This window comes from Agrobacterium sp. ST15.16.024, from assembly GCF_027956545.1.
Taxonomy (GTDB): domain Bacteria; phylum Pseudomonadota; class Alphaproteobacteria; order Rhizobiales; family Rhizobiaceae; genus Agrobacterium; species Agrobacterium cucumeris.
In genome coordinates this window covers 163,473-176,760 of sequence record NZ_JAQKGO010000002.1, presented here as the reverse complement: position 1 = coordinate 176,760, position 13,288 = coordinate 163,473, and the positions used below count along the sequence as shown (strand labels likewise).

The 13,288-nt window shown below is 58.9% G+C and carries 13 protein-coding genes; 11 read left to right on the top strand and 2 right to left on the bottom strand.

Annotated features, from left to right (window positions below; genetic code table 11):
* The first annotated feature begins 4 nt into the window (after window positions 1–4).
* Window positions 5–1,036: an ABC transporter substrate-binding protein gene (locus tag PL640_RS09290; RefSeq protein ID WP_271361606.1), complete on the top strand. Its 1,032-nt coding sequence runs from the start codon at window positions 5–7 to the stop codon at window positions 1,034–1,036.
* Entirely contained in the window at window positions 1,033–2,211 is a 1,179-nt protein-coding gene (locus PL640_RS09285; protein ID WP_271361605.1) for an acyl-CoA dehydrogenase family protein, read from the top strand. The genes PL640_RS09290 and PL640_RS09285 overlap by 4 nt, the downstream gene beginning before the upstream one ends.
* A gap of 57 nt (window positions 2,212–2,268) precedes the next feature.
* Here the strand turns inward: PL640_RS09285 and PL640_RS09280 are convergent, their stop codons facing one another.
* Entirely contained in the window at window positions 2,269–3,339 is a 1,071-nt protein-coding gene (locus tag PL640_RS09280; protein WP_271361604.1) for an LLM class flavin-dependent oxidoreductase, read from the bottom strand.
* Between the two features lie 332 nt (window positions 3,340–3,671).
* On the opposite strand from PL640_RS09280, the gene PL640_RS09275 reads away from it, so the two are divergent.
* The 6 genes from PL640_RS09275 (at window position 3,672) to PL640_RS09250 (ending at window position 8,871) form a co-directional block, all read left to right on the top strand.
* Window positions 3,672–4,295 carry an alpha/beta hydrolase gene (locus PL640_RS09275; RefSeq protein WP_271361603.1) on the top strand — a complete coding sequence of 208 codons (624 nt, stop codon included), beginning with the start codon at window positions 3,672–3,674 and terminating at the stop codon, window positions 4,293–4,295.
* A 219-nt stretch (window positions 4,296–4,514) separates the two neighbouring features.
* A complete protein-coding gene (locus PL640_RS09270; protein ID WP_271361602.1) occupies window positions 4,515–5,444 on the top strand; it encodes a sulfurtransferase in 930 nt (309 codons plus the stop codon).
* 75 nt (window positions 5,445–5,519) lie between these two features.
* Window positions 5,520–6,698: a YeeE/YedE family protein gene (locus tag PL640_RS09265; protein WP_271361600.1), complete on the top strand. Its 1,179-nt coding sequence runs from the start codon at window positions 5,520–5,522 to the stop codon at window positions 6,696–6,698.
* A 178-nt stretch (window positions 6,699–6,876) separates the two neighbouring features.
* Window positions 6,877–7,074 carry a hypothetical protein gene (locus PL640_RS09260; RefSeq protein WP_269699258.1) on the top strand — a complete coding sequence of 66 codons (198 nt, stop codon included), beginning with the start codon at window positions 6,877–6,879 and terminating at the stop codon, window positions 7,072–7,074.
* Between the two features lie 266 nt (window positions 7,075–7,340).
* Window positions 7,341–7,886 carry a flavin reductase family protein gene (locus tag PL640_RS09255; RefSeq protein WP_142843630.1) on the top strand — a complete coding sequence of 182 codons (546 nt, stop codon included), beginning with the start codon at window positions 7,341–7,343 and terminating at the stop codon, window positions 7,884–7,886.
* 40 nt (window positions 7,887–7,926) lie between these two features.
* The gene (locus PL640_RS09250) at window positions 7,927–8,871 is read left to right on the top strand and encodes an acyl-CoA dehydrogenase family protein (protein ID WP_271361598.1); all 945 of its coding nucleotides are present in this window, start codon (window positions 7,927–7,929) and stop codon (window positions 8,869–8,871) included.
* A gap of 7 nt (window positions 8,872–8,878) precedes the next feature.
* On the opposite strand, the gene PL640_RS09245 is transcribed toward PL640_RS09250, so the two are convergent.
* Window positions 8,879–9,328: an RrF2 family transcriptional regulator gene (locus PL640_RS09245; protein WP_046801485.1), complete on the bottom strand. Its 450-nt coding sequence runs from the start codon at window positions 9,326–9,328 to the stop codon at window positions 8,879–8,881.
* 303 nt (window positions 9,329–9,631) lie between these two features.
* Here PL640_RS09245 and PL640_RS09240 point away from each other — a divergent pair, with 303 nt between their 5' ends.
* The 3 genes from PL640_RS09240 (at window position 9,632) to PL640_RS09230 (ending at window position 13,267) form a co-directional block, all read left to right on the top strand.
* Window positions 9,632–10,636 carry an LLM class flavin-dependent oxidoreductase gene (locus PL640_RS09240; RefSeq protein ID WP_271361597.1) on the top strand — a complete coding sequence of 335 codons (1,005 nt, stop codon included), beginning with the start codon at window positions 9,632–9,634 and terminating at the stop codon, window positions 10,634–10,636.
* A gap of 22 nt (window positions 10,637–10,658) precedes the next feature.
* Window positions 10,659–11,999, top strand: coding sequence for an LLM class flavin-dependent oxidoreductase (locus PL640_RS09235; protein ID WP_142843627.1), 1,341 nt, complete (start codon window positions 10,659–10,661; stop codon window positions 11,997–11,999).
* Between the two features lie 80 nt (window positions 12,000–12,079).
* Entirely contained in the window at window positions 12,080–13,267 is a 1,188-nt protein-coding gene (locus PL640_RS09230; protein WP_142843626.1) for a M20 aminoacylase family protein, read from the top strand.
* Window positions 13,268–13,288 lie beyond the last annotated feature (21 nt).

Here is a 13,288-nt window from a genome sequence, read left to right as displayed (position 1 = left end):
AGCCATGAGCACGTCACTTTCTGAAATCTGGTATACACGCTGCCCTGTGCCCACGCCCGTGGGACTGGCGGCGCAGCTCGGTTATCTCGGGCAGACCTTCGAGGAGGTGGGGATATCGCTGAAATCCATCATCGATTCGCCTGACCGTTCCGTTCGTCAGAGCCATTTCAACCACACGCTGGAATGGTCCTTCCGTCACGGCGGCAATGTGCCGCCCATCCGCGCCCGTTCGGAAGGGCGCAATACGCGCCTTGTCGGCATTACCTGGACGGACGAGTTTCAGGCAATCATCACCCTGCCGGAAACCGGTATCCGCTCTGTTGCCGATCTTGTCGGTCGCCGTTTCGGCGTGCCGCGCAGGCCGGAAGGCATTGTCGATTTCATGCGGGCGACGGCGCTGAAGGGGATTGTCTCTGCGCTTTCGCTGGAAGGGCTGACGGTAGGGGATGTCGAACTGAAGGATATCGTCATCACGGATTCGGTGCTGGCCACGCAGGAAGGACCGTCGCTTTTCGGACTGAAGCGCCGGCAGTCTTTCGGTGAGGAGATCATCGCGCTATTGCGGGGTGAGGTCGATGCGATCTTCGTCAAGGGAACGGCGGGTATTGCTGCCGCCAATCTGGTCGGTGCGGTGCAGGTGGTGGAATTCGGTTTTCACCCCGATCCGAAAATACGCATCAATTCCGGTTCGCCCCGGGTGCTGACGGTTGATGGGCGGCTTGCCGATGAGCGTCCCGATCTGGTGGAGCGGCTGGTTGCCGCCATCGGCAAAGCCTCGCTCTGGGCGGAGCAGCATCCGGAAGAAACCCGTCGTTTTATTGCCCGTGAGGCCGGCGCGACGGAGGAGCAGGTTCTGGCCGCCAACGGGCCGGAGGTCTACCGCCATCTCGGCCTTGGCCTTGATGCGGACCTTGTCGCCGCTGTCGGTCACTACAAGGATTTCCTGCATCAATGGGGTTTCCTTGAAAACGACTTCGATCTCGGCGAATGGATTGACGATCGTTTCGTGACGGCAAGTGAGAGGGCGGTGGCATGAGTGGTGCGTTATCCGCCGTTCCGCGCCCACCGGAGCAGCAATCGAGCCCTGTTGCCGTTGCAACTGCGCTGGCCGACGATTTCAGCCTGAGGGCGGCGGACCATGACAAAAGCGGCGAATTCGCCGCCGGCAATTTCGAGGCGCTTTTCAAGTCCGGCCTGCTGGGTCTCGTGACGGCTGAAAAGGATGGCGGCTGGGGCGAGGGCATTGAGACGGCCCATGCCGTCATTGCAACCATTGCCAGGGGCGATCCGTCCACCGCCCTCATCCTCGCCATGCATTACAGCGTTCATGCCGCGATACGGCGCGGCAAATGGCCGGTGGCACTTGCTTCAAGGGTGCTGGCCGCCAATAGCAGGGAACCGGCGCTTTTGAACAATGCGCAGGCGGAGCCGGGGGTCGGTTCGCCGGCCCATGGCGGCCTGCCGGAAACGACGGCGCGGATCGAGGGCGATGTCTGGGTTGTCAATGGCCGCAAAAGTTTCGTCACCGGCCTGCCGGGTCTGAAATGGGCGATCGTGCTCGCTGTGACGACGGAAGAGGCGCCGCGCCTGATCCAGCTTCTGGTACCGCTCGATGCGCCGGGCATCACCCAGGAAAAGGCATGGGAGGCGACCGGCATGTATGCCACCGCAAGCCATGACCTGGTGCTGAAGGAGGTAAGGGTGGCGCTTGCTGATATCGTTGCCGAACAGCCGGCGGATGAGCCGTTGCGGCGCGATGAGGCAGACGGCTATAATTTCTTCGCACTGCTGGCTTCCGTCTATCACGGTGTTGCGCTTTCGGCACGTGACGATCTCCTGCGCCATCTGAATGGCCATGTCCCGGCAAGCCTTGGTGCGCCGCTCTCCTCCATTCCCCGCATTCAGGAAGGTCTCGGCCAGATCGAGGTGCTTCTTGCTGCAAACCGGCGCTTACTTCTCTCCGTCGCCCGCGATATCGACGCTGGCGAAAGGGTAGGAACCGATGCGCTCGCCGTTCGCCATGTGGTGATCGACAATGCGGTGGCAGTGACGGATCTGGCGCTGGAACTTGGCGGCAATCGCGGCCTGCGCCGGGATTATAATCTCGAACGCCATCATCGCGATGCCATCACGGCAAGGGCGCATGCGCCACAAAGCCACATGATCCGCACGATTCTCGGCCGTCAGAGCATCAAGGCGGCGGGTGGTTGATTGGTAAAGGTACCGGGCGGCCCTGCCTCTGCAGGATCGCCCGGCATCATCTCGGCATCAATCCCGCAACAGCGGCAACAGCCTGTCGCCCTGCCGCTCGATCTCCTGCAGATAGGGCGTGTCGGAAAGCACGAAATGGGTGATGCCAAGCGCGCGGTATTTGCGCAGTGACGCCGCGACATCCTCCGCCGAACCCACCAGCCATGTGGTTGCCGCACCGCCGCCGCCAAATTTGCCCGGTGCGGTGTAAAGATTATCGTCCAGAACATCGCCCTGGCGGTGCAGATCCAGCAGCCTGCGTTGGCCGATTGCCACGCCTTGCAGATGATCGTTCCAGCGCGCTCCGTTATTTACCGCCATCTCGGCAACCTTCGCTTCCGCGTCGCGCCATGCTTCTGCCGTCGTTTCCCGCACCAGCGTGGTGATCCGCAGGCCGAATTGCAGCGGCGGCAGGTCGCGGCCAAGCGTTTCACTGAAATGCCTGAGCCGTTCTATCCGTTCGCCCACACCGGCGAGCGGCTCGCCCCAGAACAATTGTACATCCGCCTCGGTTGCGGCGACCTGCTCGGCCGCCTCGGATGCGCCGCCGAAATAAAGCTTCGGGTGCGGCCGGCCGTCGCGTGCGGCGATACGCGGCAGGACAGTCGAATTCCTGACCCGGAAATGTTCCCCGTCGAAGGTGACATTTTCTTCCGCCCAGAGCCGCCGCACCAGCCGCATGAACTCTTTCGTGCGTGCATAACGCTGCGCCTGATCACCTTCTTCATCGCCATAGGCAGCTAGCTCGTCGCGACCCGAGACGACATTGATCCGTACCCGGCCACCCGAGAGCTGATCGAGCGTGGCGGCGGCGGATGCGAGATTGGCCGGTTTCCAGTAGCCGGGGCGGATGGCGATCAGCGGCTCGAAGGTGGTGGTGCGCGCCGCAAGGGCGGCCGCCACCGTGAATGTGTCGGGCCGGCCCCAGCCGGTGCCGATCAGCGCACCTTTCCAGCCATGATTTTCCAGTGCCTTTGCGTGGCTGGTCAATGTATCGAGGCTGTTATGGTTGTCGCTGACGGCATCGCCCCTGTGGCCGGGTTTGACGTCATTGGGGATGTACCAGAGAAATTCGCTCGTGCTGCTCACATTATCCGCCTGAATTTTCGATTCATGTCGCGGTGCGAGAATGACAAAGCGGCGGCGGATGGGCCAAGCAGCGGTGTCTCATTTGATGTGCGACGGAGGAAAAGCTTTCCGCAGGAGAGGAATATATTGCACATATTTTCTATGTAAAAAATGTAAGTAAATGATTCCGTATGAACAGGAATTTATCGGCGGTTGAGAACGCATTTTCTTCTGTATCGAATTTCTTCAGATCGATTTTTTCTTTGATCCAGAAAGGTGAGCAAGCCAGCATTCGACTGGAATCGTAAAAATCATCATGCTTTGCACGGACCACCCGCAACCACGGAGCAGGCATGTGTACCACCTTGATTGTTCCCGGACTGAACGGTTCGGATGAGGGGCATTGGCAGCGGCACTGGCTGCTGGATGATCCCGCAGCGCAGCTGGTAGATCAGGATGACTGGCAATGCCCGGTTCTCGAGGACTGGCTCGGCCGTCTTGAAGCAGCGCTTGCCTCTGTCGACAGCGCCTATATCGTCGCGCACAGCCTCGGTTGCGTGCTGGTCGCGAATATGGCCTCCCGGCCGGCGGCGGCAAAAATCAGAGGTGCGCTTCTTGTCGCGCCTGCCCATCTGGACAGGGTGGAAGCGATGCACCCCTGTATTGTCCGGTTCGGAGCCTTTCCCCTGGCGCCGCTTGCTTTCCCCAGTCTCGTCGTCGGCAGCGTGAACGACCCCTATATGAGCCCCGAAAACCTGGCGCAGACCGCCGCCAGCTGGGGAAGCGATCTCGTTAATCTTGGCCCGGCAGGGCATATCAATATCGCTGCCGGTTTTGGAAGGTGGCCAGAGGGATATGACCTGCTGGCACGCCTGAAAACGGGTGCGGGTTCTGAAACGCCTGCGACCAGATCGAGAATACGGGGACTGCCGGCGGCTCGTGGTGCGCATCTTCAGGGTGATGTAAGCGCACTTTAATCCATCCGTTGCAAACGGATTTGGTCAAGCCAAACGTCGCATACACAACCTTTGAGCGCTTTATAGCTGTTTTATCCGCCATAAATTTCGAATCTCACCTTTTGATTGTTTTGAGTGACTGCATTTATTTTCTACAGAAAATATGAAAAAGCGTTTCTTCGCTCCGGACGATTTTGTTGCGACCTTTCAATGGTCATCAAATCAGGAAGGGGTAAGGGAATGTCTAGGATCAAGTTTGTAGCGTCGGCTCTCGGCGGATTGTTGTTGTCGACGGTATCGCTGTCTGCTGCCGGAGCATCGGACGCGCTGGTGACGGCCGATTGGCTGAAGGAAAATCTCGACAATCCGAAGGTTCGGATTTTCGAAGTCAGCGTCGATACGGGTGTCTACGAGCGCGGGCATATTCCCGGCGCGGTGAACCTCAACTGGCATACGGATCTCGTCGACAAGGAACGGCGCGACATTGCCGCACGGGAAAATTTCCAGTCCCTGCTGCAAAAGGCTGGTGTTGGTGACGATACGACGATCGTTCTTTATGGCGACAACAATAACTGGTTCGCCGCCTGGGGCGCATGGATTTTTGAAACCTATGGCCTTGGCGACCGGGTGAAGCTGCTGGATGGCGGCCGCAAGCTCTGGGAAGCGCAGGGCCTGCCTTTCGACACATCAGCACCCGCAACGGCCGAAACGAAACTGAAGCTTGGCGAGCCGGACACCTCGGTGCGGGCGCGGTTTGTTGACGTGGTCGCCGTGGCCGAAGGAAAACATAATATCAAGCTCGTCGATATTCGCTCGGCGGATGAATATTCCGGCAAGATTTTCGCCCCCGATGGCGTCAAGGAGTTGTCAGTGCGGGCTGGTCATATTCCCGGCGCTGTCAACGTGCCGTGGGGCACCATCGTCAACAAGGACGGCACCTTCAAATCTGCAGATGAGATCAAGGCGATCTATGCGGAAAAGGGTATCGACGGCTCCGCCCCGGTCATCACCTATTGCCGTATCGGCGAGCGCTCCAGCCACACCTGGTTCGCCTTGAAGAAGATACTCGGTTACGACGTCCGCAACTATGACGGTTCCTGGACCGAATATGGCAATGCGGTCGGCGTTCCCATCAGCAATCCGACCGGTACGGTCTGGACGGGCAAATAAACCGCAGCCTTCGTTTTTGAAGCCGGTGCGCCAGTGCGGCGCACCGGCATTTTCTCCTGCCATATCCGGTATTTCATGCATCTTACCTTTCGCCGCTTCGCGGCCTTCGCCATTTTATGCACGCTGACTGTTGCGGCTCACCAACTGGGGACGCTTGAGAACGGCAGGCAGCTTGCGTTTTCATTGTTGGCCGGTATCGCTTTCGGCATCGTGATGCAGCGCGGGCGGTTCTGTTTCCTCTGCAATTTCCGGGATTTCATCGACGACAGGCGCTCGGATGGCGTTCTTGCAATTCTCGTCGCACTTCTTGCGGGCGTGGCATTTTATCAGATCATCACCATCGCGTGGATGCCGGTTCCGCAACCCGGTCGTCTGCCGCCCAATGCGCATATCGGCCCGGTCGGCTGGGTCCTGGCGTTGGCGTCGACGGTTTTTGGTGTCGGTGCTGCGCTTTCCGGCTCCTGCCTGTCCGGGCATTTTTACCGGTTGGGGGAGGGAGCCTTTGGTTCCGTTCTTGCCATTGCCGGTGCGGCGCTCGGTTTTCTGCTGGCGTTCCTCAGCTGGAATTTTCTTTATACGCTCAGCGTATTCAACGACCCACCGGTCTGGCTGCCGCACCATCTGGGATATGGCTTGGCACTGTTGCTTGCCGGTTTTGTTTTGGCCGGGCTGATCTTCATTGTTCTTTTTTTCGATAAGTCAGCGGCTGTTCCATCGGGCGTACCGGAAAACCGGCTGCAGCAGGCCCTGCGAAGCGTTTTTGTCGAACGCTGGCCGCCTGTCGTCACCGGGGTTCTAGTTGCAGCCATCAGCGCCTTTTCCTATTTCCGCGTTGCGCCGCTTGGGGTAACCGCCGAACTCGGCAGCATCGTCAGAACGGCCGGCGCATCCGCGGCATGGGTGCCGGAAACGCTTGCGGGCCTCGATACGGTGCGCGGCTGCATCAGCGCGGTGAAAACCACGATCCTGTCGCCTAACGGCGTCTTCGTGCTGGGGCTGATTTTCGCGAGCTTCGCAGCCGCGCTTTCGGCGGGAAAATTCCAGACATCCTGGCCGTCTGCCGGCGGGTTGGCAACTCGTTTTGCCGGAGGTGTGCTGATGGGCTGGGGTGGCATGACCGCGCTTGGCTGCACCATCGGTGTGCTGCTGTCGGGCATTCATGCGGGCGCGGTGTCGGGTTGGGTATTTTTCCTTTTTTGTGGTCTTGGCGCTTTTGCAGGCCTCATTCTCAAACGTCGGTTGGCCTGGCCGTGAGGCTCATACGCTGAAATCCTGCCGATTCTGGCCTGCGAAATGGAATTTCCCCCATTCGGGCAACCTTAGTCCACCTTTGCAGGCTGCTCACAAATTATAGAATAGTAATTTTATGGAAAATATTGACGATTTTGGATCCGCGCCGGAGGATAGTGGACGTTGAGCAAAGGAGGCGCACATGCCGCAGGGATTTCATGCGTTTACTTTTGATCTGTTCGGTCTGACCCGGCGTCGGCCGCACGCAGATGAGCAGGTTACTCTTCATCCGCTGGATCATACCGGGCGTATCAGGCAGGGAAAAAGCGATCTCGAGCTTGAGCGGGAAGAAATCTGCGAAATGAACTTCGCAATGCTTAGCCTGTACCCGGTTTTCTAAGGTTACAGACCGCCGGTGTGGCAAGGCTCGCGGGAGAGACAAACACTCCCCTCTTCGGAAAAATTGGAACGAAATTTCTTATATAGCCGGGGGAATTGGCTACCCTCTTTTTGTCCGGTTTCTTGCCGGCCGGGTTGAGTAACAAAGGGTCTGACAGATAGAACATTATTTCCATAGAATATAAATATTATGGAAAACGATGTCTATTTAATCCCCTGCCGCCGCTGCTAGCTATTGGACAATTCAGCTGTTTTCAGGAGCGATCGATGACACTGCAATATGCGGCCAAGGATCAACAATTCATCAATCTTCGCGATCCGGTCTCGGGTAAGGCTGCGGATGCCGACAGCCTCAAGGCGGCGTTGAGAACGCTCGGCGGCGGTGTCAGCGTCATCACCGCCGGAGAAGGCGAGGCGCGCACGGGTGCGACCGTCACTTCGGCTACCGCTTTGTCGGTCGATCCGCCGAGAATTCTGGTGGCGCTCAACCGTTCGTCGTCCACATGGCCAGTGGTGCAGCGTTTTGGTCACCTCGCCGTCAACATTATCGGCGCGAACCACCAGTTCATCGCCAACCAGTTTGCCGGCATTGGCGGCCTGAAGGGTGCGGATCGTTATCGCGGCGCGGAGTGGACCAGGCTTGCAAGTGGCGCGCCCATCCTTGAGGACGCCGTTGCCGCTATCGACTGCACCATCGAAGAAGCAATCGAGCGGCACAGCCACGTCATCATCATCGGCAAGGTGGAGGCGATCCGCATCGGCTCCGGACATTCGCTGGTCTATCAGAACGGGCGTTATCATTCGCTGGACTGAGTGAGCGCTTTCAACGGGTTATTTTTTGAGGGAGTTGAGCATGGGATCTGTCACGCCTCTCGGCGAAAGAATTCGTTTCGTTCCTCCACGTCTCGGCGCGGATGGCGATGTGCTGACCGTCGCCCGGGCAATTGCCGGGAAATGTCCCTTCGAAAATAGCGGGCAGATCCACGCGCGGATCGCCCGCTCCGGCCTTCTTGCCCTCTCTGTTCCGAACGAACTGGGTGGAGCGGATATAACCAACGATATTCTCGCCCAGGCACTTTCGATTATTGCTGCCGCGGATGCGGAGGCGGCGCGTGATCTGGTCGAACATTTCACTGCGCTTGAATTCATTCGAAATGCCGGCGGTGAAGAGCAACGCAAGGCCCTCTTTGCCCGTCTCGATCTTGGCGAAACCTTCGCGCTTGCTTCCTCCGATCTCAGCGCGGAGCATGCGGTTTTAACGAATGACGACGATTTCGCCCTGCGGTTTCCCGACGATGTGGTACGCTCTATTGCGACCGATGCGGATTGGATTGTCGTTCCGGCTGTGAATGCGGCTGGAAAAAGCCTGCTCGTGGTTTTGCGCAATCGGCCGGATACATCATGGGATGGCCTGCTGCGCGCTGATCAGGTTACATTTCTTGCGCAGGGCGCAGGAAATCTCGCCGCCTCCGTTGCCACCCTGCTGAAAGCCGCGGTGGCGCTGGGTGAAAAACAGCGCGAACTTTCGACGCTATTGATAGACAGATTGGCAGACGAGGGCGAGGCGCGTCCCGTCATCGGCGAGGTTTTTCTCGCCATTGAACTGCTGAAAGCGCAAATCTCCAGCCTGGCGGCAAATATCGATGCGGCGCAGGTGGGCGCGGAAAGCGTCCCCTTTCGCTCCGTCAGAAACAACGCCATCACGCTTGAAATTCTGATGGCGCGTCTCGGCCTTATCGATGGCCTGAGCGAATCCGGGCTGATTGCCTCTCTGGAGGATGATCTGCGCCGGCAATAAGCAAAGCCTATTTTCCGGCAGGAATGGAAAGCGCGTCCTGCCCATCCTTCGCGACGAATTGTGCGAGCGTCATATTGTCCAGAATGGTTGCGATGGCGTCACGCACGTCCGTCATCGAAACCCTGACCTGACAGGTCTCGGGATCGTCACAGTCGTCGCAGGCTTCAAAGGCGGTACGGCTGGCACAGCGGATGGGAGCCAAAGGCCCGTCCAGCGTGCGGATAACCTGGCCGATCATGATTTCGGATGGCATTTTCGATAGGGAATAACCGCCATTCGGTCCCTTCTTGGAGCGCAGAATACCGCTGTTGCGCAGCTCCAGAAGAATGGTGTCCAGAAATTTCTTCGGAATATTGTTGCGCGTGGCAATCTCGGTCACGAAGGCGGTTTCTCCCTGGGGCAACCGCGCCAGATCGACCAGAGCCTTTAATCCGTATTTGCCTTTTTTGGTCAACATCGCCTGATCCGCAAAGAGGGCCGGTACATTCCGCAACGCCGGCCATATTATTCCTAACTTACTAAGTAGTTTTTAGCGAATTCCCGCGCAAGCCGTTTCCTCCGGATATGGCCCTGAAAACCGCCTGTTTTCCGCCTTTTCGACGTCGCATCTCCGGCGCTGCGGATATTTTTTGCCTAGACCGGTTTCAGAATCGTGACGGAAAACAATATTTTCTCTGATCGCGCTGCAACGTGGAACGAACGTTCTTTATTAGAATATAAAATCAGTAGACAAAGTATGCATCAAAAGACGTGCGAGGTGATGATGTATACTCTCAGTTTGCTGGATAAGAGCCCCGTTTCGGCGGGCGAGGATGCGGCAGGCGCATTCCGCGACACGATCAATCTCGCCAGACGCGCCGAAGATCTGGGTTACCGCCGGTTCTGGGTGGCCGAGCATCACAATTCGCCGGAGCTTGCCGGTTCCGTGCCCGAGGCGCTGGTGGCGTGGATTCTGGCGAAGACATCCCGCATCCGCGTCGGTTCAGGTGGCGTGATGCTGCAGCATTACAGCCCCTATAAGGTTGCCGAAGTCTTCAACGTGCTATCGGCGCTTGCACCCGGCCGGGTCGATCTTGGCGTTGGCAAGACGCCGGGCGGGTTGCCGCTGGCAACCTCAGCCCTGCAACAGGCTTATGACCCAGCGAGAAAGCCGGATTTCGAAACGGCTTTCGGGGAACTCACCACATTCTTGTCCGGTGCCGCGCCACAGGACCATGCGCAGGCCGGATTGCAGGCAACGCCGGCGCCGCCGGTCGCAGCGGAGAGGTTTCTGCTCGGCGCCAGCCCGGAAAGCGCAAGGCTCGCGGCCTCAAAGGGATGGAGCTTCGTTTTTGCCGGTCACCTCAATGGTGATCCGGAGGTTCTTCGCCGCAGCCTTTCGGCTTTCCGAGAACAAAGCGGCGGCAAGGCTCCGGTCCTTGCCCTGTCGGCTTTTGCCGCGAGTGACCCCGACCATGCCGCAAGGCAGGTGGAGGGACAGCGCATCTACCGGGTATTTCTGAGCGATGGCAGGGCGTTCAATCTCGGCCGACGCGAGCAGGCGGAAGAGTTCGCCCGCCAGTCCGGTGACAGCGATTATCGCATCGAGGAGCGCAAGCCCAACGTGCTCCATGGCGCGCCGGAAGATATTCACCGGGCGTTGCGTGCGCTTTCCGAAGAACACGGCATCGAGGAATTCATCATCGAACCGCCGCATGTGGGAGCCGATCAGCGGCTTGCCTCGATTGAACTCTTGGCCACGCATCGCCTTTCGCGAGCGGCGTGATCTTGTCCTCAGGAGAAATGACATGACGAGAAAGAAAATCCGTTTCGGCATCATGCTTCAGGGTCCCGGTGGGCATATGAATGCCTGGCGGCACCCAAAAAGCCCGGTCGACGCCAGCGTCAATTTCGACTTCTTCAGGAAGACGGCTCTGAAGGCGGAAGCCGCCGGCATTGCCTTCGCCTTCGTGGCGGACGGGCTTTACATAAACGACAAGTCGATCCCGCATTTCCTCAACCGTTTCGAGCCGCTGACCATTCTTTCGGCGCTTGCCTCCGTCACCTCGAAGATCGGCCTCGCGGGTACTGTTTCGACGTCTTATAGCGACCCTTTCACGATCGCCCGCCAGTTCGCCTCGCTCGATCTGTTGAGCGGCGGCCGTGCCGGATGGAATGCCGTGACGACGCCGCTTGAAGGCACGGCGAAAAATTACAGCCGCAATCATCCGGAACATGCGCTGCGCTACGAGATCGCCGATGAATATCTCGAAGTCATCAAGGGGTTGTGGGATAGCTGGGACGACGATGCCTTCGTGCGCAACCGGGAGAGCGGACAGTTCTTCGAGCGCGACAAACTCCATACGCTCGGTCACAAGGGACGGTTCTTTCAGGTGGAAGGCCCGCTGAACATCCAGCGCTCGCCACAGGGGCAGCCGGTGGTGTTTCAGGCCGGCTCCTCCGATGCGGGCATCGGCCTTGCGGGCAAACATGCCGACGCCGTCTTCACCAATTCTGCTTCGCTGGAAGAAAACCAGACCTTCCTCAAACGTGTAAAGCAGAGCGCCGTTGCGCAGGGCAGATCCGCCAGCGACGTGAAGATTTTCCCCGGTATCGGACCGATTGTCGGCGAGACGCAGGAAGAGGCGGAGGCGAAATATGACGTCATCCGCAACCTCATCACCATCGAAGATGCGCTTGCCTATCTCGGCCGATTTTTCGATCACCACGATTTCAGCGCCTATCCGCTGGATGAAGCTTTCCCTGAACTCGGTGATATCGGCAAGAACAGCTTCCGTTCAACGACCGACCGTATCAAGCGCCGGGCAAAGGAAAAGAACCAGACACTGCGAGAAGCGGCGCTGGAGGCTGCAACCCCACGCGAAGGTTTCATCGGCACACCGGACAAGGTGGCGGACGAAATCATCCGCTGGGTGGAAAACGATGCGGCCGATGGCTTCATTCTGGGCTTCCCGGTCATTGCCGAAGGGCTGGACGATTTCATCCGCCTCGTCATTCCAGTGCTGCAGCGGCGCGGTTATTTCGATCCGCATCTGGAAGGGGCAACCTTGCGGGATCATCTCGGCCTGCCTTTCCGGGAAAGCGTCTATTCCAGCGGCGAAAGCGGCTCGGACAAGGCCATAGCATAAAGCTGCGGCCGGGCGGCAGGACCGCCGCCCGCGCAGATTACAAGACGCGGCGGGCAAAAAGCCGTGCAGGAGACAGAACCATGAATATCCGCATTGACGGCGCGCGTCCGCAGGACGACGCCGAACGGGGAATCCTTGCCTTCATCGAGGAGAGTATCGCCATCCGGCATGATCTCCACCGGCATCCGGAGCTGTCGCTCAAGGAAAACCGCACGGCGGCGCTCATCGCCCGTTATCTGCTGTCGTTCGGATATGAGGTGACGGAAGGTGTCGGCGGTCACGGTGTCGTTGCCACCCTGAAACGGGGTCATGGTGAAAAACGTCTCGGCATCCGCGCCGATATTGATGCGCTGCCAATTCATGAAGAGACCGGCCTTGCCTATGCCAGCGAAACGCCGGGCGTCATGCATGCCTGCGGTCATGATGGTCACACGACGATCCTGCTCACTGCTGCCCGTTATCTTGCTGAAACCTCTAATTTTTCCGGCACACTGACGCTGATCTTCCAGCCCGCCGAGGAGATCGGCGCGGGTGCGAGGGCGATGATAAAGGACCGGCTGTTCGAGCGGTTTCCCGTTGATGCGGTCTTCGGCCTGCACAATTGGCCGGGTGTGGAAACCGGACAGTTCGGTTTCGTCGAAGGCCCTGCCATGGCCTCCGTCGACAAGGCGCAGGTGCGTATCGTCGGCAAGGGCGGTCACGGTGCGGCGCCGCATGAGACTGTTGATCCGGTTCTGGCCTCGGCAAGCTTCATCACCGCCCTGCAGAGCATTGTTTCCCGCAACGTCGATCCGCGCGAAATGGCGGTGCTGACCGTCGGTTCCATCCATGGCGGAACCGCCTCCAACGTCATTCCCGAGAGCGTGGAATTGCAGATCACCGCCCGGGCTTTTTCACCCGCCGTGCGCGACAGGCTGGAGGAACGGCTTCCGGCACTCGCCAAGGCGCAGGCGGAAAGTTTTGGCGCGAGGGCTGACGTCGCCTATTCCCGTGGTTTTCCGCCTGTCATCAATCACGCGGCGCAGACGGTTTTCGCCCGCGATGTCGCCAGACGACATTTTCCAGCCGGACAGATCGCCGAAGGGTTTCAGCCGCGCACGGCGAGCGAAGATTTCGCTTTCATGCTGCAGGAGCGACCCGGCTCCTACCTCTTCGTCGGCAATGGCGACAGCGCGCCGCTGCACAGCCCTCACTATGATTTCAACGATGCGATCATTGCGCCTGCGGCACGCTTCTGGGTGCGCCTGGCTGAAGCATACCTCTCCTGACACGAAATTTAGGACAAGGAC

Excerpts from the sequence above, each read along its gene's own strand:
- PL640_RS09290 (WP_271361606.1), top strand. The coding sequence starts at position 5 with ATGAGCACGTCACTTTCTGAAATCTGGTATACACGCTGCCCTGTGCCC.
- PL640_RS09285 (WP_271361605.1), top strand. The coding sequence starts at position 1,033 with ATGAGTGGTGCGTTATCCGCCGTTCCGCGCCCACCGGAGCAGCAATCG.
- PL640_RS09275 (WP_271361603.1), top strand. The coding sequence starts at position 3,672 with ATGTGTACCACCTTGATTGTTCCCGGACTGAACGGTTCGGATGAGGGG.
- PL640_RS09270 (WP_271361602.1), top strand. The coding sequence starts at position 4,515 with ATGTCTAGGATCAAGTTTGTAGCGTCGGCTCTCGGCGGATTGTTGTTG.
- PL640_RS09265 (WP_271361600.1), top strand. The coding sequence starts at position 5,520 with ATGCATCTTACCTTTCGCCGCTTCGCGGCCTTCGCCATTTTATGCACG.
- PL640_RS09260 (WP_269699258.1), top strand. The coding sequence starts at position 6,877 with ATGCCGCAGGGATTTCATGCGTTTACTTTTGATCTGTTCGGTCTGACC.
- PL640_RS09255 (WP_142843630.1), top strand. The coding sequence starts at position 7,341 with ATGACACTGCAATATGCGGCCAAGGATCAACAATTCATCAATCTTCGC.
- PL640_RS09250 (WP_271361598.1), top strand. The coding sequence starts at position 7,927 with ATGGGATCTGTCACGCCTCTCGGCGAAAGAATTCGTTTCGTTCCTCCA.
- PL640_RS09245 (WP_046801485.1), bottom strand. The coding sequence starts at position 9,328 with ATGTTGACCAAAAAAGGCAAATACGGATTAAAGGCTCTGGTCGATCTG.
- PL640_RS09240 (WP_271361597.1), top strand. The coding sequence starts at position 9,632 with ATGATGTATACTCTCAGTTTGCTGGATAAGAGCCCCGTTTCGGCGGGC.
- PL640_RS09235 (WP_142843627.1), top strand. The coding sequence starts at position 10,659 with ATGACGAGAAAGAAAATCCGTTTCGGCATCATGCTTCAGGGTCCCGGT.
- PL640_RS09230 (WP_142843626.1), top strand. The coding sequence starts at position 12,080 with ATGAATATCCGCATTGACGGCGCGCGTCCGCAGGACGACGCCGAACGG.